At 64.1% G+C, this 19,682-nt stretch carries 20 protein-coding genes; 8 read left to right on the top strand and 12 right to left on the bottom strand.

Translation table 11 applies throughout. The annotated features are described in order from the left end of the window. Positions 1-17 precede the first annotated feature (17 nt). Positions 18-1,823, bottom strand: coding sequence for a translation initiation factor IF-2 (infB, locus tag NGM15_RS09655; RefSeq protein WP_253430101.1), 1,806 nt, complete (start codon positions 1,821-1,823; stop codon positions 18-20). A gap of 282 nt (positions 1,824-2,105) precedes the next feature. On the opposite strand from infB, the gene NGM15_RS09650 reads away from it, so the two are divergent. Both NGM15_RS09650 and NGM15_RS09645 read left to right on the top strand, forming a co-directional pair. Then, a complete protein-coding gene (locus tag NGM15_RS09650; RefSeq protein ID WP_253430099.1) occupies positions 2,106-2,351 on the top strand; it encodes a PRC-barrel domain-containing protein in 246 nt (81 codons plus the stop codon). Positions 2,352-2,355: 4 nt separating this feature from the next. After that, positions 2,356-2,820: an NOB1 family endonuclease gene (locus NGM15_RS09645; RefSeq protein ID WP_253430096.1), complete on the top strand. Its 465-nt coding sequence runs from the start codon at positions 2,356-2,358 to the stop codon at positions 2,818-2,820. Between the two features lie 85 nt (positions 2,821-2,905). On the opposite strand, the gene NGM15_RS09640 is transcribed toward NGM15_RS09645, so the two are convergent. From NGM15_RS09640 to NGM15_RS09615, 6 genes are all read right to left on the bottom strand, one after another. Next, the gene (locus NGM15_RS09640; RefSeq protein ID WP_253430093.1) at positions 2,906-3,298 is read right to left on the bottom strand and encodes a DUF8048 family protein; all 393 of its coding nucleotides are present in this window, start codon (positions 3,296-3,298) and stop codon (positions 2,906-2,908) included. Between the two features lie 8 nt (positions 3,299-3,306). Then, entirely contained in the window at positions 3,307-3,567 is a 261-nt protein-coding gene (locus NGM15_RS09635; protein WP_253430090.1) for a MoaD-like domain-containing protein, read from the bottom strand. A 148-nt stretch (positions 3,568-3,715) separates the two neighbouring features. Continuing rightward, the gene (locus tag NGM15_RS09630; RefSeq protein ID WP_253430087.1) at positions 3,716-3,994 is read right to left on the bottom strand and encodes a ubiquitin-like small modifier protein 1; all 279 of its coding nucleotides are present in this window, start codon (positions 3,992-3,994) and stop codon (positions 3,716-3,718) included. A 106-nt stretch (positions 3,995-4,100) separates the two neighbouring features. Continuing rightward, positions 4,101-5,210: a glycosyltransferase gene (locus NGM15_RS09625; protein ID WP_253430084.1), complete on the bottom strand. Its 1,110-nt coding sequence runs from the start codon at positions 5,208-5,210 to the stop codon at positions 4,101-4,103. Between the two features lie 209 nt (positions 5,211-5,419). Then, positions 5,420-5,890: a hypothetical protein gene (locus NGM15_RS09620; protein WP_253430081.1), complete on the bottom strand. Its 471-nt coding sequence runs from the start codon at positions 5,888-5,890 to the stop codon at positions 5,420-5,422. A gap of 93 nt (positions 5,891-5,983) precedes the next feature. Continuing rightward, positions 5,984-6,370, bottom strand: coding sequence for a DUF7971 family protein (locus NGM15_RS09615; RefSeq protein ID WP_253430078.1), 387 nt, complete (start codon positions 6,368-6,370; stop codon positions 5,984-5,986). Between the two features lie 1,125 nt (positions 6,371-7,495). Between NGM15_RS09615 and NGM15_RS09610 the strand changes: the two genes are divergently transcribed. Next, complete coding sequence (locus NGM15_RS09610) at positions 7,496-8,533, top strand: Cdc6/Cdc18 family protein (RefSeq protein ID WP_253430075.1); 1,038 nt, start codon at positions 7,496-7,498, stop codon at positions 8,531-8,533. A gap of 55 nt (positions 8,534-8,588) precedes the next feature. On the opposite strand, the gene NGM15_RS09605 is transcribed toward NGM15_RS09610, so the two are convergent. Continuing rightward, positions 8,589-9,158, bottom strand: coding sequence for a GMP synthase subunit A (locus tag NGM15_RS09605; protein WP_253430072.1), 570 nt, complete (start codon positions 9,156-9,158; stop codon positions 8,589-8,591). A gap of 92 nt (positions 9,159-9,250) precedes the next feature. Between NGM15_RS09605 and NGM15_RS09600 the strand changes: the two genes are divergently transcribed. Continuing rightward, positions 9,251-9,388, top strand: coding sequence for a hypothetical protein (locus NGM15_RS09600; protein WP_253430069.1), 138 nt, complete (start codon positions 9,251-9,253; stop codon positions 9,386-9,388). A gap of 82 nt (positions 9,389-9,470) precedes the next feature. Here NGM15_RS09600 and pan1 read toward each other — a convergent pair whose 3' ends face one another. Further along, entirely contained in the window at positions 9,471-10,688 is a 1,218-nt protein-coding gene (gene pan1, locus NGM15_RS09595; protein ID WP_253430066.1) for a proteasome-activating nucleotidase Pan1, read from the bottom strand. A 124-nt stretch (positions 10,689-10,812) separates the two neighbouring features. Between pan1 and NGM15_RS09590 the strand changes: the two genes are divergently transcribed. The 3 genes from NGM15_RS09590 (at position 10,813) to NGM15_RS09580 (ending at position 15,351) form a co-directional block, all read left to right on the top strand. Beyond that, positions 10,813-11,082, top strand: a complete 270-nt coding sequence (locus tag NGM15_RS09590; RefSeq protein WP_253430063.1) for a MarR family transcriptional regulator — start codon at positions 10,813-10,815, stop codon at positions 11,080-11,082. Positions 11,083-11,185: 103 nt separating this feature from the next. Next, a complete protein-coding gene (mre11, locus tag NGM15_RS09585; protein ID WP_253430060.1) occupies positions 11,186-12,580 on the top strand; it encodes a DNA double-strand break repair protein Mre11 in 1,395 nt (464 codons plus the stop codon). Next, a complete protein-coding gene (locus NGM15_RS09580; protein WP_253430057.1) occupies positions 12,577-15,351 on the top strand; it encodes a DNA double-strand break repair ATPase Rad50 in 2,775 nt (924 codons plus the stop codon). Before mre11 ends, NGM15_RS09580 begins: the two co-directional genes overlap by 4 nt. 57 nt (positions 15,352-15,408) lie before the next feature. Here NGM15_RS09580 and NGM15_RS09575 read toward each other — a convergent pair whose 3' ends face one another. From NGM15_RS09575 to NGM15_RS09565, 3 genes are all read right to left on the bottom strand, one after another. Next, positions 15,409-15,861 carry a DUF7346 family protein gene (locus tag NGM15_RS09575; protein ID WP_253430054.1) on the bottom strand — a complete coding sequence of 151 codons (453 nt, stop codon included), beginning with the start codon at positions 15,859-15,861 and terminating at the stop codon, positions 15,409-15,411. Then, a complete protein-coding gene (locus NGM15_RS09570; protein ID WP_253430051.1) occupies positions 15,858-16,343 on the bottom strand; it encodes a DUF7322 domain-containing protein in 486 nt (161 codons plus the stop codon). Before NGM15_RS09570 ends, NGM15_RS09575 begins: the two co-directional genes overlap by 4 nt. Before the next feature lie 106 nt (positions 16,344-16,449). Next, entirely contained in the window at positions 16,450-16,614 is a 165-nt protein-coding gene (locus tag NGM15_RS09565; protein ID WP_253430048.1) for a DUF7331 family protein, read from the bottom strand. Positions 16,615-16,784: 170 nt separating this feature from the next. Between NGM15_RS09565 and NGM15_RS09560 the strand changes: the two genes are divergently transcribed. Beyond that, positions 16,785-19,523: a DNA-directed DNA polymerase gene (locus NGM15_RS09560; protein WP_253430044.1), complete on the top strand. Its 2,739-nt coding sequence runs from the start codon at positions 16,785-16,787 to the stop codon at positions 19,521-19,523. The last annotated feature ends 159 nt before the right edge of the window (positions 19,524-19,682 follow it).

Below are 19,682 nucleotides of genomic sequence, written 5' to 3'. Positions count from 1 at the left end.
GCCGTCGATCGGCGTCGCTACTTGCCCCAGAACGGATCCCGCTTGCGGTGTTTCTCGAGGTACATGTTCAGCGCCTCGAGTTCGTCGGCGGGGATCTCGCTGGCGAGTTCCTGCTCGAGGATCTTGGCGTGCTTCTCGGGGACCTCCGTCCACAGGAGGTCGCCTTCCTTGACCTGCCGGCCGATGGTCGGGCCATCGATGGCCACCGACACGCGCTCGCCCGCGCGGGCCTCGTCGACGTCCTCGCCCTGCTCCTGGATGCCCTTGACCTGTCCAACTCGCGTCGGTTCGTTGTCCTCCCACTTCGCGACGAAGGAGTTGTTCTGGAGCGTCCCCGAGTAGATCTCGACGCCGACGACGGCGGGGTCGTTCTGGCGGAAGACGTGGTCCTCGAGTACGCGGAACCGGGATGGGCGGGTGATGTTGTCGAGGATGGTGTCCTGCTGGGCGCGCTCGATCTCTTCGACGTGATCGGTGTAGCCCTCGACGAGCTGGTAGATCACGTCGTCGGTGAACAGCTCGACGTCGTCGATTTCGGCCCGGCGCTCGGCGTCGGCGAGGACGTCGACGCTGAACCCGAGGACGGCGCGCTGTTTCGCGTCGTCCGCGGTCGAGGCGACCGAGATGTCCCGCGGCGCGACGTCGCCGACTTCGGCCCGGACGATCGGAATCTCGGCCTCGCCGAGAGCGTCGGCCATCGCCTCGAGGCTGCCCAGGGTGTCGGCTTTGACGACGACGCCCTCCTCTTCGGTGTCGACGGCGATGTCCGCGAGTTCGGACTCGACCTCGGCGACCACGTCCTCGAGGTCGCGGTCCCGGACGACTCGAACGGGGGCGCCGGCCATCGCGTCCTCGAGGTCCGGCGCGGCGACCTTGATCCCGGCGGCCGCGCCGACCTCTTCGACGTTGTCGAAGCGGCTCTCGGTCCGGATTTCGGCGAGCGGTCGGGGCTGGAGCAGGGCGCGGACCTCGGTGACGATGGGGTCGTTCAGGCCGCCGACGACGATGGTGTCGTCGCTCCGGATCGTCCCGTCGTAGAGGACGGTGTCGACGGTGGTTCCGAACCCCTTCTCCTCTTTGACTTCCAGCACGGTTCCGACGCCGGGGCCGGCGACGTCGATCTTCATTTCCTCTTTCATGTAGCGCTGGGAGAGTCCCATCATGACGGCGAGCAGGTCTGGGACCCCCTCGCCGGTGAGCGCGGAGACGGGGACGACGCCGACGTTGCGCTGGAAGTTCTGGACGCGCCAGTAGAGGTCCGCCGAGAAGTCCTGGTCGGAGAGGTTCCCGATGATGGTGTAGAGACTCTCGTCCAGTCGTTGGCGGGTCCGATCTGACTGGGACTCGTAGGTCTGGGTGATCGGGGCGTCCTCGTGGACGTTCCAGCCAGGGACGGTGTCGATCTTGTTCGCGGCGACGATGAACGGCGTCTGGGAGCGCTTGAGTATGTCCAGCGCCTCGAGTGTCTGGGGCTGGAAGCCGTCGTTGACGTCGACGACCAGGATGGCGATGTCCGCGAGCGCGCCCCCGCGAGAGCGAAGCGTCGTGAACGAGTGGTGGCCAGGCGTGTCGATAAAGAGGAGCCCGGGGAGGTCGAAATCGTCCGGATCGACGAGTTCGCCGGCGATCGAGGAGACGACCTCGAGCGGGACGGCGGTCGCGCCGATGTGCTGGGTGATCGCCCCTGCTTCGCCCTCGATGACCGCGGAGCCGCGGATCTTGTCGAGGAGACTGGTCTTACCGTGGTCGACGTGTCCCAGGACCGCGACGATCGGGGTCCTGAGGGCCGCTGGATCGTGTGTATCCGAGTCAGTGTCCGACATAGTGAACCACCCGAGAAGGTCTTATCCGTATCGTCCGTTGCCCGGTAGTTAAACCCATCGTCACCGGCTTCTCCGCGCGTCACCTGTCCAGGAGGTCGAGATGGCCGTCTTCGAACTGTAGTAGGTCTCGAACTGTCGAGCAATCGAGCCCTCGACGATTGAGCCCTCGAGCGCACAGGCACGCAAATTCACGTCTCGATCACGAGTCTCCGTCTGCTCGAGGGGCGACGTCCGTCTGACGGCTCCCATGTCTTTAATAGTCACTAGTCAGTACGAGGGGGTATGAGCGAGATACTCGCCGAGAACCTCTCGGGGAAGTCCGTCATGGGCTCTGACGGAACTGAACTGGGACTGCTCTACAACATCACGATGGATATCAACTCGGGGAAACTCCACGACCTGGTGGTCGACCCCGACGAGCAACTGCCGTCCCGTTCGGTCGACTTCGACCGAAACGACGCCGGCCGCTTTCTCATCCCCGTCAGCCGCGTGCAGGCGGTGAAAGACTACATCGTCGTCCAACGCTAACGGTATGTACATTCTCGATTCGTCGGCCTTTATTCACGACTTTCACACCACCGAACAGACAGCCACGATTCCACTCGTCCGCGAGGAACTCGAGGACGAGAGCGTCTACCGCTACGACGCCATGGAGGGGTCGGGCATGCACGTCCACATTCCCAACGGCGACACCACCGAGAAGGTTCGCCGGGCTGCGAAGGAGTCGGGCGACCTCGACGTGCTCTCGGACACCGACGTTCGCCTCGTGGCCGCTGCGTTCGAACTCGACGCCGTGCTCGTGACCGACGACTACGCCATGCAAAACGTCGCTGAGCGCCTGACCGTCACCGTCGAACCGATCGCGCGTGAGGGCATCGAGGAAGAGCGCGAGTGGACCTTCCAGTGCCAGGGCTGTGGACGGGAGTACGACGAACAGAAAGACCGTTGCCCGATCTGTGGCGCCGAACTCGCACGGAAGAACCCGGGCTCGAGCTAACATCCGGTTCGAGGTAATTCCTCTCGCGCGTATCCGAGCGCGTTCGGTGCACTTCGGAACTCTTCAGTGCTCGTTCGACGCGCCGTCAGCCAGTTCTGTCTCGCTCGTCAGCGGCGGGACGGCCGATACAGACCGGTTCGCGAATCTCCAGCGCCGTCTCGAACTCGGCCTCGCGATCGCGGCGACGTCCAACCCGACGAAATTGTTCGACGTGTGCGCGCGAGACAGCATCCCACTCGCGCTCCTCGAGTGCGAGCGCCGACCCGATTTGCTCCCAGAACCCGGTTTCAAACAGCAACACGATCCGGTCGTCGTCCTCGTAGGGGCACTCCGCCGATTGGCGATGACGTTGGATGTCGGCCACGAGGTAGTGCTGAACCCGATCCACGAGGTCCGGAAGCTGTGACGGCGCTACGCTCGCTTTCGCCGCCGCGAGCAACAGGATCTGGCCTTCGATCGGCTCGCCGGCGTCCGTCATCGTCGATCTCACCCCCCGGCCCGCATCGCCTTCCGAGCGAATGCGGGAACGAGTTCCTCGAGCGTCTCCTCCTCGCCGTCGAAGACGACGGTCACCTCGGTCAGCGTCAACGTCGGTCCGACGCCAACCGTCTCGGCATCGAACTGGGCTCGCCAGCCATCACCCTCGACGACATCGTCTCCCACTCGCTCACCGCCCAGGTTCTCGAGGTAGCGGACGGCGAGTCGCTCGGAGATCCCCCGGAAGGAACGTTCGACGCGCGCGGTCATTGGATCAGCTTGGTGGAGAGTACCCATAAACGTGCGTCCGGCGGCAGGGTGTCGGGTAACTCTCGACAGTGAAGGTGCCTCCGGTACGATGCCGAGCCACTCGGCCACTTACTACTTATCCTTTTTGTAGTCTTACCCCGAGAGTGAATCAGCCGCCCGCAACGGGTGGAAACACCGAGAGCCGATCGCCCTCCTCCAGGTCGGTGTCGACGCCGGCCATGTGAACCACGTCCCGGCCGTTTTTCAACACGCTCAGTTGTGGCCGAATCGCGCCGTCCTGGAGCAGTTCTCCCTCGAGGCCCTCGTACTCCGCTTCCAGCGCTGCGAGCACGTCGCCGACGGTCGCGCCGTCCTCGACCGTCCTGGAGAGATCCTTCTGACCGACGGCTTCGCGAAACGTGGCGAAAAATCGAAGATCGAGTTCCATGCGCTCGAATTGGCGCGACGAAACTTAAGTGCCCGCGGTCGGGAAGTGGGGACGACCGGCCCCGAGCGGACCGCTTGCCGGTTCCCGAGACCGCTCCTGAGACCGCTCAGACGAGTCGATCGTAAATCTCCGATAGCTGCTCGATGGAGTGGTCGACCGAGAGCATCGCCCGTCGTCGGCGACAGAGGTCGGCTAGGCGGTCGTGTTCGTCGAGACAGCGCGTGATCGCCCACTGGAGGTCACCGATCGACCCGCGTCGGTAGCGATAGCCGGTTTCGCCCTGGATCACCGAATCGGTCAGCGCCCCCTCGTCGACGGCGACGACGGGCGTCCCGCAGGCGGTCGCCTCGAGCGCCACGAGTCCCTGGGTCTCGACCGGACTCGGGAAGACGAACACGTCGAGGGCGGCGTAAAATGCCGGCAACTCCTTGCGCTCGAGGAAGCCGAGGAACCTGACGTCGGCGTCCACATCGGCCGCACGTTCCTCGAGGGCTTCGCGAGCGGGTCCGTCGCCACCGAGGACGAGCGTCATCCGCGTTCCGTCCACGGCGTCGATCGCCTCCTCGAGGTTCTTCTCCTCGCCGTGGCGACCCGTGTAGCCGAGCAGCGGGCGGTCGTCGGGAAGGTCGTATCGGGTGCGAAACGAGGTCGGATCGACGGGCCGGAAGAAGTCGGTGTCGATGCCGTTCGAGACCACCGTCACGTCGACGTCGGCCTCGACGGTCTCGAGCAAGTGGTCACGGGCGAAGGAGGTCGGCGCGGTGACGTGGTCGACGCGCTCGAAGAACGTGCGTTCGTAGAGTCGGCAGGTCCGCTTGACGCCGTCGAGGACGTTGCCGGAGACGTGCTGGCTCGCCCGGTCGTCCAGGAGGGTGTGGTAGGAGGCGACGACGGTCACGTCGCGCTTGCGGGCGAAGCGAATCCCGGCGAAGCCGATGGTGAACGGCGTGTGGACGTGGACGATGTCCGGCGTCTCGAGGTCGTCCGGAATCGAGGGAAGCCCGAGACGGTACTGGGGATACAGCGGCGCGCGAACGCTTCGAATTGGGTACTCGCCGGAGCCCGCCTCGTAGCCGTCCATCTCCGGGTAGACGATGGGCATCGCCGTCCGCTGTTGGCGCCAGCGCTCGCGCCAGAGCTGGATCGTGTAGGTGACGCCGTTGACCGTGGGGAGGTAGAGGTCCGTGAAGGCGGTGACCGTCTCCGTCCGGGTCATGAGCCGTGGTTCGAACGCGGGGACCGAATAGGTTGCGTTGTCGATACGTTCTCGGGCTCGTTTCGAGAGGTGAAAACGAGGCCTCTCGAGGCACGGTACGAAAGGTCTCGAGGCACGGTACGGTACGAAAAGTCTCGAGACGCACAACGGGGACGTGTCGAGACACAGTACGAAAGGTCTCGAGGGGCGGTCCGCCGCGCTGGCCTCGTCTAGTCCACGACGAACTCGATCCCGTGACCCCGCAACAGCGACCGCATCCGTTCGACACCTCCCGACGTATCCCAGCCATCACCGACGTAGTGCTTGTAGGGGTGGCGAAGCCAGGAGTACTCCCGGTGGGCAAACACCTCGATGGCGTCTCGCCCGTCCTGGAACAGGGTCACGTGTAGCTGCCAGTCGGCCAGCGGCGATCGTCGTCGTACCCAGCTTCCAGCCGAAAAGCGGCCGTCCTCGTGGACCTTCAGCGAGGCGATCGGTTCGGGTGCAAACGCCATCGCCTCGAGGTCCGGTCGAAACGCTCGCAGGTCGCGTTCGATGGTCCCAACGTACTCCGACGGGTGTTGAGTACACGTGGCAAACCCGCCCAGCGGCTCTTTGATTCGGTGCAGTGTCGGGAGCACGCGTCGGCGAAGCCGCGTCGTCGCGTCCAGGTCAGCGCCGTCCTCGTCCCTCGCGTTCACGCCCCTCTCTACCGTAGATGCGGAGAAAATCGTTGCGTCTGCATTCGCAACCGATCGGTTTGAACGGAAGACTATCTGATCGACTGTCAGCACTCACCGGTCCCGGAGACGAATCCCGTCCTGGACCAGCCGGGAGTTTCGCTCACGGTCGAGGTACGTCGCGAGGTCGTCGTGTTCGTACAGCTGTGCGATGACGTCCGCGTAGAGCGTTCGCCACGCGATGGCGTAAATCGGTGACTGCCCCCACGCCCGTAGCTCGGGGACGAACGCGTCGTAGGTCTCGAGGCGTTCCTCGAAGTGTTCGATCGCGTCGAGGACGTGGCCGGCGGCTTCCGCGTCGTCGTCGGCCTCCTCGATAGCGCGATTCAATCGGCTCTCCCAGCCGGCGACGGCCTGTTGCATGTCCATCGCCGCGTCGCCGCTCTCGTCAGGCAGTCGCTCGAGCACCGGTTCCGGAACGCCGAGTGAAACCTCGTCCATACCGGAGGGTGTCGGCCGGTGGTAAAGAAACCACGGTCGACGGGCCACATTGTTCCGTCAGACCCTGTGGCGTGGCGAGAACGATGCCCGACTCACTCGTTTCGAGCCCCCGAGGCCCGAGTAGTGCCTCCAGGCCGGATTTAATATACCATTATATGATTTATCTGGCCCGTGTCGGTCCGGCCATTCGTCCGATTCAGCTGCCGAATCATCACGTGAGGCCGGGTGGCCAGGGAGATGGAAGTCCAATGAGCGCATATTCGAGGCATTGGCTAGGGTGTGCTAGTACTCCCTCTCGAACGAGTAAACTCGTCTAGCGGCCACATTCGACGGCCCGGGCTTCGAGAATGTGATTTGCTCAATCGTGCCAAACCACCGAAACGCTACTCGAGTCTCTACTCGCGAACGATTGTGATAATGCGTTCAGGTCAGCCGGTCACGAACGATACTCATATCTGGTTCTCCTGAGCGAACGAACTCGAGCGTGAGCCCGATTTTTCGAACTAGCCTGGACGAGGAGGACAATGTTCGGTCCAACAATCGAGGGTCTACGGCGCCAGGACAGATTTCGCGAACGGTGGGTCGATCGGTGCAACTTTGCTGTGGGTGCCGGGCGCCCCAGTCGTTTTCGTACAGTTGCTACTGTTCCACATTTCGTTGGGTCCGCAAACGAGACGACCACTCTTCGAACGTACGCAGTGCAGATAATCGATGGATCCTGGTTGCACCTGGCGGTGATGGGGGTTGCAATCGTAGAACAGCCAGTTGTTCGTCTATTCGACTGTCGGCAGTCGGTCCACCGCACGAGAGTGCTCACGGATCGCAAACACAATTTTTCACCAGGGTATGAATTCCCGCGCCTCTGGATAGAGGCTACGTCGATCAGCGAGACAGTCGTGTGGGTCTCATTTAGGACCGCGTCGCAATACGGGCTCATCGATAAATATACTGTATAACGATATACGAATACTGGTCGATTGGGCCTGGACGCGTGACAAACTAGACGAACGCGGGCCTCTCGTCTCGGTAGTGAGTGAGTACACCTTGCGTCGAAAACGCTGGTATGGAGAGTGCACGCGGCGAGCCACGACCGTTTAAGGTACTCGAGTGCACACTCGTCGTATCGTGATCGTCGATCCGCGCGTCCTCCAGGAGGACTTCGTCCCGAGTGAGGTGGTCCACCGTCACGACGAGGTCTCCCACCTCTCGGAAACGCTCGAGCCGATTCTCCGCGGGGATCGACCGGAGACGACCTTTCTGCTGGGGCCGACGGGCGTCGGCAAGACCTGCATCGCGCGCTACACGCTCGACCGGTTGCAGGAAAAGCGACCCGACGTGCAGGTCGCCTACGTCAACTGTTGGCAGGACCACACTCGGTATCGCGTGCTGTACGCGATCCTCGACGCGCTTGGACTCGCGCTCGAGGTCCATCGCTCGACGCCGAAGGACGAACTGTTCGACCGCCTCGCAGCGGCGAACGACCAGCCCGTCGTCGCCATCCTCGACGAGGTCGACCAGCTCGAGGAGACGACGGCCCTGTACGACCTCCACCGGCTCGGCCACCTGTCGCTGGTGTTGATCGCCAACCGCGAGGCCGAACTCTTCGCCGGGTTCGACGACCGCGTCCGCTCTCGCCTGCGCGCCGGGACGCGCGTGCAGTTCGACCGCTATTCGACCGAGGAACTGGTCGCGATCCTTCGAGAACGGGCGAAGCAGGGTCTCGAACCGGGCACCGTCGAGGACGACCAGCTACAGCTGATCGCACAGGCGGCGGGCGGCGACGCCCGCGTCGCCATCGGCATCCTGCGCTCGGCGGCTCGACTCGAGACGCGCCGCGGCGACGGGACGCTCTCGGACGAGGCGCTCCAGGAGGCGATTCCCGACACCAGGGAGGCGATTCGTCGGGAGACCATCGACGGCCTGATCGAACACCAGCGGGTGCTCTACGACGTCATCGACGAGGCGGGCGAGATCGAACCGCGTGCGCTCTACGCCGAGTACGAGCGACGGGTAGACGATCCCAAGACGTCGCGGACGCTGCGGAACTACCTGACGAAGATGGTTCACTACGATCTGATCGAAGCCGTCGGCAGCAAGCGGGGGCGGACGTATCGGGTGGTCGGTGATCGATCCGAGCCGGAGAGTGAATCAGCCGGAGAATGAGTAGCCTCGAGCCGCCAGGGGACGGCAGGAGACGGCAGACTCGATGGGGTGGCCGTCAGTGTGTCGCTTCCGCCGACGCCAGACAGATCTCGAGGAAGTTTTCGAACACTTCCTCGCCCTCTTCGGTGTGGGCCACCTCTGGGTGCCACTGGACGCCGTAGAGGTCCCGGTCGGTGTCGCTCATGGCCTCGACGCCGCAGACGTCGCTCGAGGCCGTGCAAGTGAATCCCTCGGGCAGCGTTTTGACCTCGTCTGCGTGACTCGCCCAGACGCGCGTTTCGGGGGCCAGCGAGCCGACGAGCGGATCGTCCGCCTCGAGCACGTCGACGGTGACGTCGGCGTAGCCACCGTAGTCGCCGCTGCCGACCTCGCCGCCGAGTTCGACGGCCATGAGCTGCATACCGAGACAGATGCCCAGGACGGGGCGGTCGTCCTCGAGGTAAGCGGCACTCTGGCCGATGCCGTCCATGTCGGGGCCACCCGAGAGGACGATGCCGTCGGCCTCGACGTCTTCGGGCGGCGTCTCGTTGTCGACGAGCGTGCAGTCGACGCCGAGGTCGCGCAGCGCGCGCTGTTCCAGGTGGGTGAACTGTCCGTGATTGTCCACCACGGCGATTGTCGTCATTGCAGCGAGGTAGCCACTCGAGCGATAAAAACGGTCCGAACGATGGCTGGCGTTCCCGGTACGTTTATATCCGCGTCGGCGGAGAATCGGGTATGGCACTCGATCTCTCGGCGTACGAGCATCCGACGTGGCTCACGGCCCTCGGGACGGGCGCGGGCTATCTGGCGATACTCGGGCTGATGACCGTCGCGTTGTTCCTGGTTCCCTGGGCCCTTTTCGCGACGCTGTAGGCTCCCGTTCGTTTTCACTGCGGGTACTCACGGATTCGACTATCGAGTAAAACGCGAACGCGAAAAGGATCTCGCTCGAGGCTCAGGCGAACGTCTTCGAGACCTCGGGGTCCTCGGTGGACTCGGCCTGGACTTTCTCCCAGGCGTCGTAGAAGTCCTTCATCCGGATCTCCGTGCGGTCGTCGCGGATGGCGAACATCCCGGCCTCGGTGCAGATGGCCTTGACGTCGGCCCCGGAGGCCTCGGGCGTCTCGGCGGCCAGCTGGGTGAAGTCGACGTCGTCGGCGACGTTCATGTTCCGGGTGTGGATTTGGAAGATCAGTTCGCGGCCGTCCTCGGTCGGCTTCGGGACCTCGATGAGGCGGTCGAACCGTCCAGGACGGAGAATCGCACGGTCGAGCATGTCGAAGCGGTTCGTGGCCGCGATGATGCGGATGTCACCGCGCTCTTCGAAGCCGTCCATCTCGCTCAGCAGCTGCATCATCGTCCGCTGGACCTCGGCGTCGCCGGAGGTCTTCGACTCGGTACGCTTGGCGGCGATGGCGTCAATTTCGTCGATGAAGATGACGGCAGGTTCGTGCTCGCGGGCGACATCGAAGAGGTCACGGACCAACTTCGCACCCTCTCCGATGAACTTGTGGACGAGTTCGGAGCCGGCCATCTTGATGAACGTCGCGTCGGTCTGGTTGGCGACCGCTTTGGCGAGCATTGTCTTCCCCGTACCCGGCGGCCCGTAGAGCAGGACGCCGCTCGGCGGATCGATGCCGACCTCGTCGAACATCTCGGGGCTCTTCAGTGGCATCTCGACGGTTTCGCGAACTTCCTGCATCTGCTCGTCGAGGCCGCCGATGTCCTCGTAGCTCACGTCGGGACTCTCGGTGACTTCCATCACCCGGGCCCGGACGTCGGTCTCGTTCGAGAGGGACTTGACGATCGACAGCGAATTGTTGACGGCGACGCGGGCGTCGGGCTCTAAGTCGCCGCGCATCTCCTCGGTGACCTCGGTCAGCGCCTCCTGGTTGTTGCCGTGCTGTTTGATAATGACGCCCTCGTCGGTCATCTCCTGGACGGTGGCGACGAACAGCGGCGACTGCTTGAGCTTCTTGTTCTCGTGGGTCAGACGCTCGAGTTTCTGCTGGTACTTGTTGTTCTCGGCGTTCGCGTCGAGGAGCTTGTCCCGCATCTCCTCGTTCTGGGACTCGAGGAGTTCCAGGCGCTCCTCGAGGGCGCGTATTTTCTCCTGTTGAGACGCCTCGTCCTCGTCGTACGGGACTTCGACGTCGTCCACAGTATCGGTCATTACGCACTGGTAGGGCATTCCATCATAAGAGACTTCGGGTAGATACACCCCCTCCGTGGAATAACCATGGAGCATATTCTGAAACAGAAAATATTATCACGCTGTATGCGGAAGGTGGTCGTGTATGAGTGTCTCAGAATCGTTTCAGGGAGAAGAGCCGGAGCGAGGGACGTGGGAAGATGTCCGCGACCTGCCGCCGAGCGCGAAACTCGTCGCGAAGGTTCTCGAGTACAACGACACGATGACCCAGAAACAGATCGCTCAGGAGAGCCTGTTGCCGCCGCGAACCGTCCGCTACGCCCTCAGTCGACTCGAGGAGCAGAACGTCGTCGCGTCTCGTTTTTCCTTTTCGGACGCCCGCAAGCGACTCTACTCGCTCGAACTCGAGAACTGATCACTCGTTCGGACCTCGAACTCGAACTCGAATGCAAACCGATCTTTCACTTTCGGCCCGGTCGCGGAACCCCTTTAGTCGACGACGCACAATGTCGTCGTAGATGACGCGGGTGATACACACGGGCGACACCCACATCGGGTACCAGCAGTACAACGCGCCCGAGCGCCGACGGGACTTTCTCGAGGCCTTCGACAGCGTCGCGACGGACGCCATCGAGGACGAGGTAGACGCCGTGATCCACGCCGGAGACCTCTTTCACGACCGCCGGCCCGGCCTGGTCGACCTTCAGGGAACCGTCGAGGTGCTCCGGCGCCTGGCCGACGCCGAGGTTCCGTTCCTGGCGGTCGTCGGCAACCACGAGGGCAAACGGGACGCCCAGTGGCTCGACCTCTTCGCCGACCTGGGGCTGGCGACCCGACTCGGACCCGACCCGGTCGTGGTCGACGACGTGGCTTTCTACGGCCTCGACTTCGTCCCCCGCTCACGGCGCGAAGACCTCGCCTACGACTTCGACCCGATTCCCGGCGACGCCGACCACGCCGCCCTCGTGAGCCACGGCCTGTTCGAACCGTTCGCCCACGCCGACTGGGACACCGAATCCGTCCTCGAGGAGGCGTCGGTCGACTTCGACGCGATGTTGCTCGGAGACAACCACGCGGCCGACACCGCGGAGGTGGCCGACACCTGGGTCACCTACTGCGGGTCGACCGAGCGTGCGAGCGCGAGCGAGCGCGAGGATCGGGGGTACAACCTCGTCACGTTCGACTCCGACTCCGACGTGGCGATCAGCCGACGGTCGATCCCCGGCACCCGCGAGTTCGTCTTCGTCGACGTCGACCTCGCGGACGAGGAGGGCGTCGACCGGGTCCAGGAACGGGTGCGGGAGTACGACCTCGAGGACGCGGTCGTGATCGTCACCGTCGAGGGGGAGGGTCGACCGGTCGCTCCCGCAGCCGTCGAGGAACTCGCCCTCGAGCGTGGTGCGCTCGTCGCACGGGTGAACGACCGCCGGGAACTCGCCGACGAGGACGCCGAGATTTCGGTGAGCTTCGCGGACCCCGACGCGGCGGTTCGCGAGCGCGTTCGCGAACTCGGACTCAGCGACGCGGCCCTCGAGATCGACCAGACGGTCCGAGACGACGACGTGGCCGACGCGAACGTTCGCGAATCGACGAAGCGGCGGGTCGAGGAACTCCTCGAGTCCGACGAGTCGGCGTTCGCCCCGGCCCCGGAACGGGATCCGGAGGACGTCCAGACCGTCGCGGACGCGCTCTCGGGTGGGGACGATGCGACGGCGGAGGCGCTCGAGGGCGACAAAGCGGCAGAGGCGCTCGAGGACAGCGGCTCAGCAGCGGCGCTCGAAGCCGACGAATCGGACGAAACGGCGGATGTCGCGGAAGTCGCCGCCGAAACCGAAGCCGAGGGTACCGACGAGGGGAGCGCAACCGAACCGGACGACCAGGCCGATACTACTTCCCTGGGTGATTTCGCGTGAGAGTCGACTCCCTCTCCCTGCGCAACTTCAAGTGCTACGCCGAGGCCCACCTCGGCCTCGAGCACGGCGTCACCGTCGTCCACGGCGTCAACGGCAGCGGCAAGTCGACCCTGCTCGAGGCCGTCTTCTTCGCGCTCTACGGCTCGAAGGCCCTCGACGACCGAACCCTCGACGACGTGATCACCATCGGCGAGGACGAGAGCGAGGTCGACCTCGCCTTTACCCACGACGGGACGAGCTACCGCATCCGCCGGGAACTCAAACTTCGGGGCGACCGGGCGACCACCACGACGTGCGTCCTGGAGACGCCCGACGACACGGTCGAGGGCGCCCGGGACGTCCGCCGGGAGGTGACGCAACTCCTGCGGATGGACGCCGACGCGTTCGTCAACTGCGCGTACGTCCGCCAGGGCGAGGTGAACAAGCTGATTCACGCCTCCCCGCGCGAGCGACAGGACATGATCGACGACCTCCTCCAGCTCGGCGCGCTCGAGGAGTACCGCGAGCGGGCGAGCGAGGCACGATTGGGTGTCAAGGACGTCCTCGACCGCCAGGAGGGTGCCCTCGAGAAACTGCGCGAGCAGATCGAGACGAAGGAGGAGAAGGACCTCCCCGAGCGGCTCAACGCCCTCGAGACCCGGCGAGCCGACGTGGTCGCGGAGATCGACAACTTCGAGTCCCAGCGCGAAGCCGCCCGGGAGACGCTCGAGGACGCGACGGAGGTCCTCGAGCGCCACGAGGAGACCCGCGAGGAGATTACGGCGCTCGAGGGCGACGTCGAGGAGCTCCGGGAGACGATTTCGGCGACCGAGCGCGAGCGAGAATCCCTCCTCGAGACGATCCAGGACCTCGAATCCGAGCACGAGAGCGTCCTGGAGGAACGAGCATCATTACTCGAGGCCCTCGAGGAACCGGTTGCGCTCTCGGCAGGTGGTGCTGGGGACTCCGACGATGTCGACGGTTCCGATGGTGCCGACAGTTCCGATGGTCCAAACCGTGCCGAGAGCGCCGACGAGAACGCACCGACCGTCGACGCCCGCATCGACACCCTCGAGTCACGAGACGACGAACTTCGGGACCAACTCGAGGAGATTCGCGTCGAGATCACCGAGACGACCGGCAAGGTCGACCGACTCCGGACCCGCGCGGACGAACTCGAGTCGGAAGCCGACGAGAAGCAAGCGACGATCGACGATCTCACCGAGACGCTCGAGGCGGAGGCCGAGACGATCGAACGACGAGAGGAGACGCTTTCGGAACTCGAGGACGAGATCGAAGCGCAGCGAAATCGCTTCGAGGACGCGCCGATCCCGTTCGGCGACGCGGACGACCACCGCGAGGAACTGGCGGCCCAGCGAGACGAGTACAAATCCGATCTCGCCACCGTGACGGCCAGGATCGAGGCCGTCGAGGCGTCGATCGAGGAGGGCGAGGCCCTGCTCGAGGAGGGGAAGTGTCCCGAGTGTGGCCAGCCCGTCCAGGACTCGCCCCACGTCGACGTACTCGACGAACGCCGGGAGGAACTGACCGACCTCGAAACCGAGCGGGACGATATCGAGGCCGACCTGGAGGACGCCGAATCCAGACTCGAAGGCGCTGAGGACCTGGTCGAAGTCGAGAGCGAGGTCGCAGAACTCGAGGGCAACCGCGAGAACGTCGCCCAGTTGCTCGACGAAAAGCGCGAGACGATCGCGGAGCGCCGCGAGCGGCGCGAGGAACTCGAAGGGCGCGTCGAGGATCTTCGGGAGTCGGCGACCGAGAAACGCGACGAGGCGGACGCGCTCGAGGACGGCCTGGCCGAGACCCGGAAACGCCTGGGAGACCTCAACGGCGAGCGCGCCGAGATCAAGACCGAACTCGAGACCCTCGAATCGGTGGAATCGCTCACCGATCGGCTCGAGGAGCTCGCGGGCGACCTCGAGCGTGCCCGCACGGAACGGGCGAACAAGGCCGAGTTGAACGAGGAACGCCGGACTCGCCTCTCGGACAAACGGGAGCGAAAGCGGACCCTCGAGGACGAGTTCGACAAGGGCCGGATCGAGGACGCCCGCGAGAAGAAACGAAATGCAGAGAACTACCTCGAGCAGGTCGAACCGAAACTCGAAGAGCTCGAGGAGAAGCGCGAGGGCATCCAGAACGCGATTGGCGCCGTCGAGCAGGAACTCGAGGACCTCGAGGACCTCCGAACGGACCTCGAGCGAGTCGAGGATCGGGTGGCGGACCTCCAGTCGCTGTACGACGAGGCCGAGACGCTGCAGGCGACCTACGGCGACCTCCGGGCCGAACTGCGCCAGCGAAACGTCGAGACGCTCGAGCGCCTGCTCAACGAGACGTTCGACCTGGTCTACCAGAACGACTCCTACGCGGCGATCGACCTGGACGGCGATTATCGGCTGACGGTCTACCAGAAGGATGGGGAGGCGCTCGAGCCCGAACAGCTATCCGGGGGCGAGCGGGCCCTGTTCAACCTGAGCCTCCGCTGTGCGATCTACCGGCTGCTGGCGGAGGGCGTTGAGGGATCGGCTCCGATGCCGCCGTTGATCCTCGACGAGCCGACTGTGTTCCTGGACTCGGGACACGTCACCCAGCTCGTGTCGCTCATCGAGTCGATGCGCGACCTGGGCGTCGAACAGATCGTGGTCGTGAGCCACGACGAAGAACTCGTGGGCGCGGCCGACGACCTCGTGCGCGTCGAGAAGGACGCTACGTCGAATCGCTCGCGCCTCGAGCGCGGCGAACCCCCGGAGGCGGCGTTGCTGGCGTCCGATTGAGAGTTGACGGGTGACGACAACGGGTGACGGATGACGGCGACGATTGAGGGCTGACGACTACGGCGACCGCTCCCCGTCGACCGCCGTTCCCTCGGTGAGCACCTCGAGTCCGCGTCTGGCCGACTCGCTGATCGCGTACCCGCGCTCGCCGCCGACCTCGGTCTCCTCCAGGACGCCGCCCGCCGTGAGGACGGCCAGTCGGCCGTGGAGATCGCTCTCGCAAAAGTCGCTGTACCCGAGGATCTCTCGGACGCCGAGGGGGCCGCGTCTGGCGATTTCGAGGACGAGCCCGAGCGTTCGTTCGTCGTGAATCGACAGGAGAGGGGTACGGACGTCGCCGTCGACGGCTCGAGCGGCCAGCTCGAGCGCGGATTCCTCGGGGAGGGTTTCGAGTCGATCGTTTGTGACGTAGCGTTCCTCGCCCGTTCTCGGGTCACGAACGAGGCTCGAGTCCGACGAACGTTTGACGAGCAGGTAGCGGGTGCCGTCGTCGTCGCGGACGGGTTTCACGGCTGGTCCTCCGCGGTGGCTGCCGTCGAGTGTTCGACAGTCGGATCGTCGGCGATTCTCTCGACGTCGGTGTTTGCGGGGTCTTCCGAGGCATCGTCGCCATTGCCATCGTCTTTGCTATCTCCGTCGTCGTTGCCATCATTGTCGTCGCTGCTATCACTATCGTCGCTCGAGACGGCCGACGGATCGAACGTCCGGTACCGGTAGACGGCGAACCCGGCGAGCACGACTCCGGCCGCGAGCGCCGCCAGGCCAAACTGCGGCATGACGTCGAACGCGAGCAACAGAATTCCGAGGGCAGTCGTGAGAATAGACGCCTTGACGACGAGCACGAGCGCCCAGAACATCGTGACCAGTTTCGGATCGGCGTCGCTGGCGTCAGTCTCGACCCGCGGGATCGTCAACGAGTCGGAATCCGGATCGTAGAGGTCGCTCTCGGGGTCGAACTCCTCGGGTTCGTGGTCGCTCGGCTCGAGATCCACGACTGATCTCAGGAGGGTGTCGCAAAAAAGCGTTCGCGTTGGGGGTTCGAGAGGGTGTGCACCGCGCACCCCGGAACCGTGCACCTGGGGACTCGAGGCCGCCAGATCAGGCGACTTCCTCGAGCGAGAACGTCTGGGTTGTCTCCATCCAGGCGAGGGGGTTTTCGGCGTCGTAAAAGACGGTTCCGTCGTCGGTTTCGTAGCACTCGATCGTGGCGGTGCCTGCTGGTTCGCCACTCGGTTCGCCACCGTCCGTCGTATCGTCGTTCATATGGATAGACACGGCATGTACCTCGTTATATGCTATGTGTTACCACGTTAAATGTCTTGTTGCCCACTGTCAGAACACTACCACGTCCGAATGGCGAGCAGGCAACGTGAGTTAGAGCCCGAAAGCCGATTCGCGTGGGTTTTTATCCGGTGACTGCCAAAGCCGACACCATGACTGACGCGGGCCAGGCAGGGCTGGATGCGTTCTCGGCGTCGGACGACGAGGCCGACGAACGCCCCGACGAGGAAGCCGTACATGTCGCCGGCAACGGCGGCGCGCTCGGCAGCGAGGTAATCGACGTGCAAGCGGAGACGCTTCCGGAACCCGATGGGACGCTCGAACTCGCCGTAATGCAGGTCGACTACACCGTGTCGGGCTACGGCGACGACGAGTCCCCAATCGTACACGTCTTCGGGCGTACACGCGAGAACGAACTCGAACACGTGAAGGTGCTCGGCTTTCGGCCGTACTTCTATGCGCCGACCGAGACGCTCGAGGAGGACGCCCTCGAGCGTCACGACCGAATCACCGGCTGGGAAGAGAGGGGGTCAGATGGTCAACCATACGAGAGTATCCGCGGCGAGCGACTGACGAAAATATTCGGCCAGACGCCCCGCGACGTCGGCCAGATGCGCGACGAGTTCGAGCACTACGAGGCAGACATCCTGTTTCCCAACCGATTGCTGATCGACAAGGACATCCGGAGCGGGATTCGCCTGCCCGAGCGACGAGCGGACGACGGGAGCCTCGTCGTCCCGCACGACGAACTCGAGGCTTGCGAGGTCGACGCCGACCAGCGTGTACAGACGTTCGACATCGAGGTCGAGGACCGGAACGGCTTCCCCGAGGACGGCGAGGAGCCGATCATCTGTCTGGCCAGCCACGACTCCTACCGCGACGAGTACATTCTGTGGATCTTCGAGGCCGACGACGGTGACGGCGAGCCGCCGGCGACCCTCGAGAACTACGAGCCCATCGAAGGCGACATCGACCACGAGGTCCGCGCGTTCGAAGGCGAAGAAGCCATGCTCGAGGCGTTTCTCGACTACGTAGACGAGACCGATCCAGACGTGCTTACGGGGTGGAACTTCGACGACTTCGACGCCCCCTACTTTCTCGACCGGCTAGAGGTGCTCGAGGGGCCACACCACGACTACGATCTGGACCCGGACCGACTATCACGAATCGGTGAGGTCTGGCGAAGCAACTGGGGTGGCCCGGACATCAAGGGTCGTATCGTCTTCGACCTGCTCTATGGCTACCAGCGAATGGTCTTCTCGGAACTGGACTCTTACCGTCTCGACGCGGTAGGCGAGGCCGAGTTAGGTGTGGGCAAGGAGCGCTACGCCGGGTCGATCGGGGACCTCTGGGAGGACGACCCCACCCGCCTGCTCGAGTACAACCTCCGAGACGTGGAACTCTGCGTCGAACTCGACCGCCAACAGGAGATCGTCGCCTTCTGGGACGAGGTGCGCACGTTCGTCGGGTGCAAACTCGAGGACGCACCCACGCCCGGAGATACCGTCGACATGTACGTCCTCCACGAAGCCTACGGGCGGTTCGCCCTCCCCTCGAAGGGCCAGCAAGAGGCGGGCGAGGAGTACGAGGGCGGGGCGGTCTTCGAGCCGATCACGGGCGTCAAGGAGAACGTGACCGTGCTCGACCTGAAGAGCCTGTACCCGATGTGTATGACGACGATCAACGCCTCCCCGGAGACGAGAGTCGATCCCGATGAGTACGACGGGGAGACGTTCGTCGCGCCTACAACCCCGGAACCGACCCACTTTCGGCAGGAACCCGACGGCGTTATGCGCGAGATGATCACCGAGTTGCTGGCCGAGCGCGAGGAGAAGAAATCGCTCCGAAACGAGCACGAACCGGGCAGCCTCGAGTACGAGCAGTACGACCGCCAGCAGGGGGCCGTGAAGGTTATCATGAACTCGTTGTACGGGGTGTCGGGATGGGAACGTTTTCGTCTATATGACAAAGAAGCCGCATCCGCAATCACGGCCACTGGGCGCGAAGTCATCGAATTTACAGAGACTGCCGCAAACGAACTGAATTATCATGTTTCGTATGGTGACACCGACAGCGTCATGCTCGAGCTGGGCCCCGAGGTCACGAAGGAAGAGGCCATCGAGCAGTCGTTCGAAATCGAGGAGTACGTCAACGGCCGCTACGACGACTTCGCGCGCGAAGAACTCAACGCCGAGGAACACCGCTTCCAGATCGAGTTCGAGAAACTGTACCGGCGATTCTTCCAGGCCGGTACCAAGAAGCGCTACGCCGGCCACATCGTCTGGAAGGAGGGCAAGGACGTCGACGACGTCGACATCACCGGCTTCGAGTACAAGCGCTCGGACATCGCGCCGATCACCAAAGAAGTGCAACACCGGGTGATCGAGATGATCGTCCGCGATGGTGACATCGAGGGCGTCGAGGAGTACGTCGCCGAGATCATCGAGGACTTCGAGGACGGGAACGTCAGCCTCGAGGAGATCGCGATTCCGGGCGGAATCGGCAAGCGCCTGGATAACTACGACACCGACACGGCCCACGTTCGCGGGGCGAAGTACGCGAACCTCCTGCTGGGGACGAACTTCGACCGCGGGAGCAAGCCAAAGCGACTGTATCTGGAGCGCGTCGACCCCGCCTTCTTCCGGCGTGTCGAGGACGAGCAGGGGCTGGATCCCCACACCGATCCCGTCTACGGCGCGTTCAAACGCGACCCCGACGTGATCTGTTTCGAGTACGACGACCAGGTGCCCGAGGCGTTCGCAGTCGACTACGACAAGATGCTCGAGAAGACGCTCAAGGGGCCGATCGAGCGAATCCTCGAGGCGCTCGACATGTCCTGGGAGGAGGTCAAGTCGGGACAGACCCAGACGGGTCTCGATTCGTTCATGTAGGTTTGTAAGGGGTTCGGTGCCTCGAACGAGACCGAGGGCGGCGCACGCCGTGGGAGTGCGGCGAATATGCTAGCCAGCCCTGTTACTATTTACGGGAACAACGGTGTACCTGCCGTGCTCGGCTAATACAGCATTGGATCCGCACCTTCCCTGACGGAT

This window comes from Natronosalvus halobius (assembly GCF_024138145.1).
Classification (GTDB): Archaea; Halobacteriota; Halobacteria; order Halobacteriales; family Natrialbaceae; genus Natronosalvus; species Natronosalvus halobius.
Note: the sequence above shows the minus strand (reverse complement) of the source record. Positions and strands in the feature narration are given on the sequence as shown.

Excerpts from the sequence above, each read along its gene's own strand:
- mre11 (WP_253430060.1), top strand. The coding sequence starts at position 11,186 with ATGACGCGGGTGATACACACGGGCGACACCCACATCGGGTACCAGCAG.
- NGM15_RS09560 (WP_253430044.1), top strand. The coding sequence starts at position 16,785 with ATGACTGACGCGGGCCAGGCAGGGCTGGATGCGTTCTCGGCGTCGGAC.
- infB (WP_253430101.1), bottom strand. The coding sequence starts at position 1,823 with ATGTCGGACACTGACTCGGATACACACGATCCAGCGGCCCTCAGGACC.
- pan1 (WP_253430066.1), bottom strand. The coding sequence starts at position 10,688 with ATGACCGATACTGTGGACGACGTCGAAGTCCCGTACGACGAGGACGAG.
- NGM15_RS09630 (WP_253430087.1), bottom strand. The coding sequence starts at position 3,994 with ATGGAACTCGATCTTCGATTTTTCGCCACGTTTCGCGAAGCCGTCGGT.
- NGM15_RS09635 (WP_253430090.1), bottom strand. The coding sequence starts at position 3,567 with ATGACCGCGCGCGTCGAACGTTCCTTCCGGGGGATCTCCGAGCGACTC.
- NGM15_RS09625 (WP_253430084.1), bottom strand. The coding sequence starts at position 5,210 with ATGACCCGGACGGAGACGGTCACCGCCTTCACGGACCTCTACCTCCCC.
- NGM15_RS09600 (WP_253430069.1), top strand. The coding sequence starts at position 9,251 with ATGGCACTCGATCTCTCGGCGTACGAGCATCCGACGTGGCTCACGGCC.
- NGM15_RS09565 (WP_253430048.1), bottom strand. The coding sequence starts at position 16,614 with ATGAACGACGATACGACGGACGGTGGCGAACCGAGTGGCGAACCAGCA.
- NGM15_RS09650 (WP_253430099.1), top strand. The coding sequence starts at position 2,106 with ATGAGCGAGATACTCGCCGAGAACCTCTCGGGGAAGTCCGTCATGGGC.
- NGM15_RS09605 (WP_253430072.1), bottom strand. The coding sequence starts at position 9,158 with ATGACGACAATCGCCGTGGTGGACAATCACGGACAGTTCACCCACCTG.
- NGM15_RS09615 (WP_253430078.1), bottom strand. The coding sequence starts at position 6,370 with ATGGACGAGGTTTCACTCGGCGTTCCGGAACCGGTGCTCGAGCGACTG.
- NGM15_RS09640 (WP_253430093.1), bottom strand. The coding sequence starts at position 3,298 with ATGACGGACGCCGGCGAGCCGATCGAAGGCCAGATCCTGTTGCTCGCG.
- NGM15_RS09590 (WP_253430063.1), top strand. The coding sequence starts at position 10,813 with ATGAGTGTCTCAGAATCGTTTCAGGGAGAAGAGCCGGAGCGAGGGACG.
- NGM15_RS09645 (WP_253430096.1), top strand. The coding sequence starts at position 2,356 with ATGTACATTCTCGATTCGTCGGCCTTTATTCACGACTTTCACACCACC.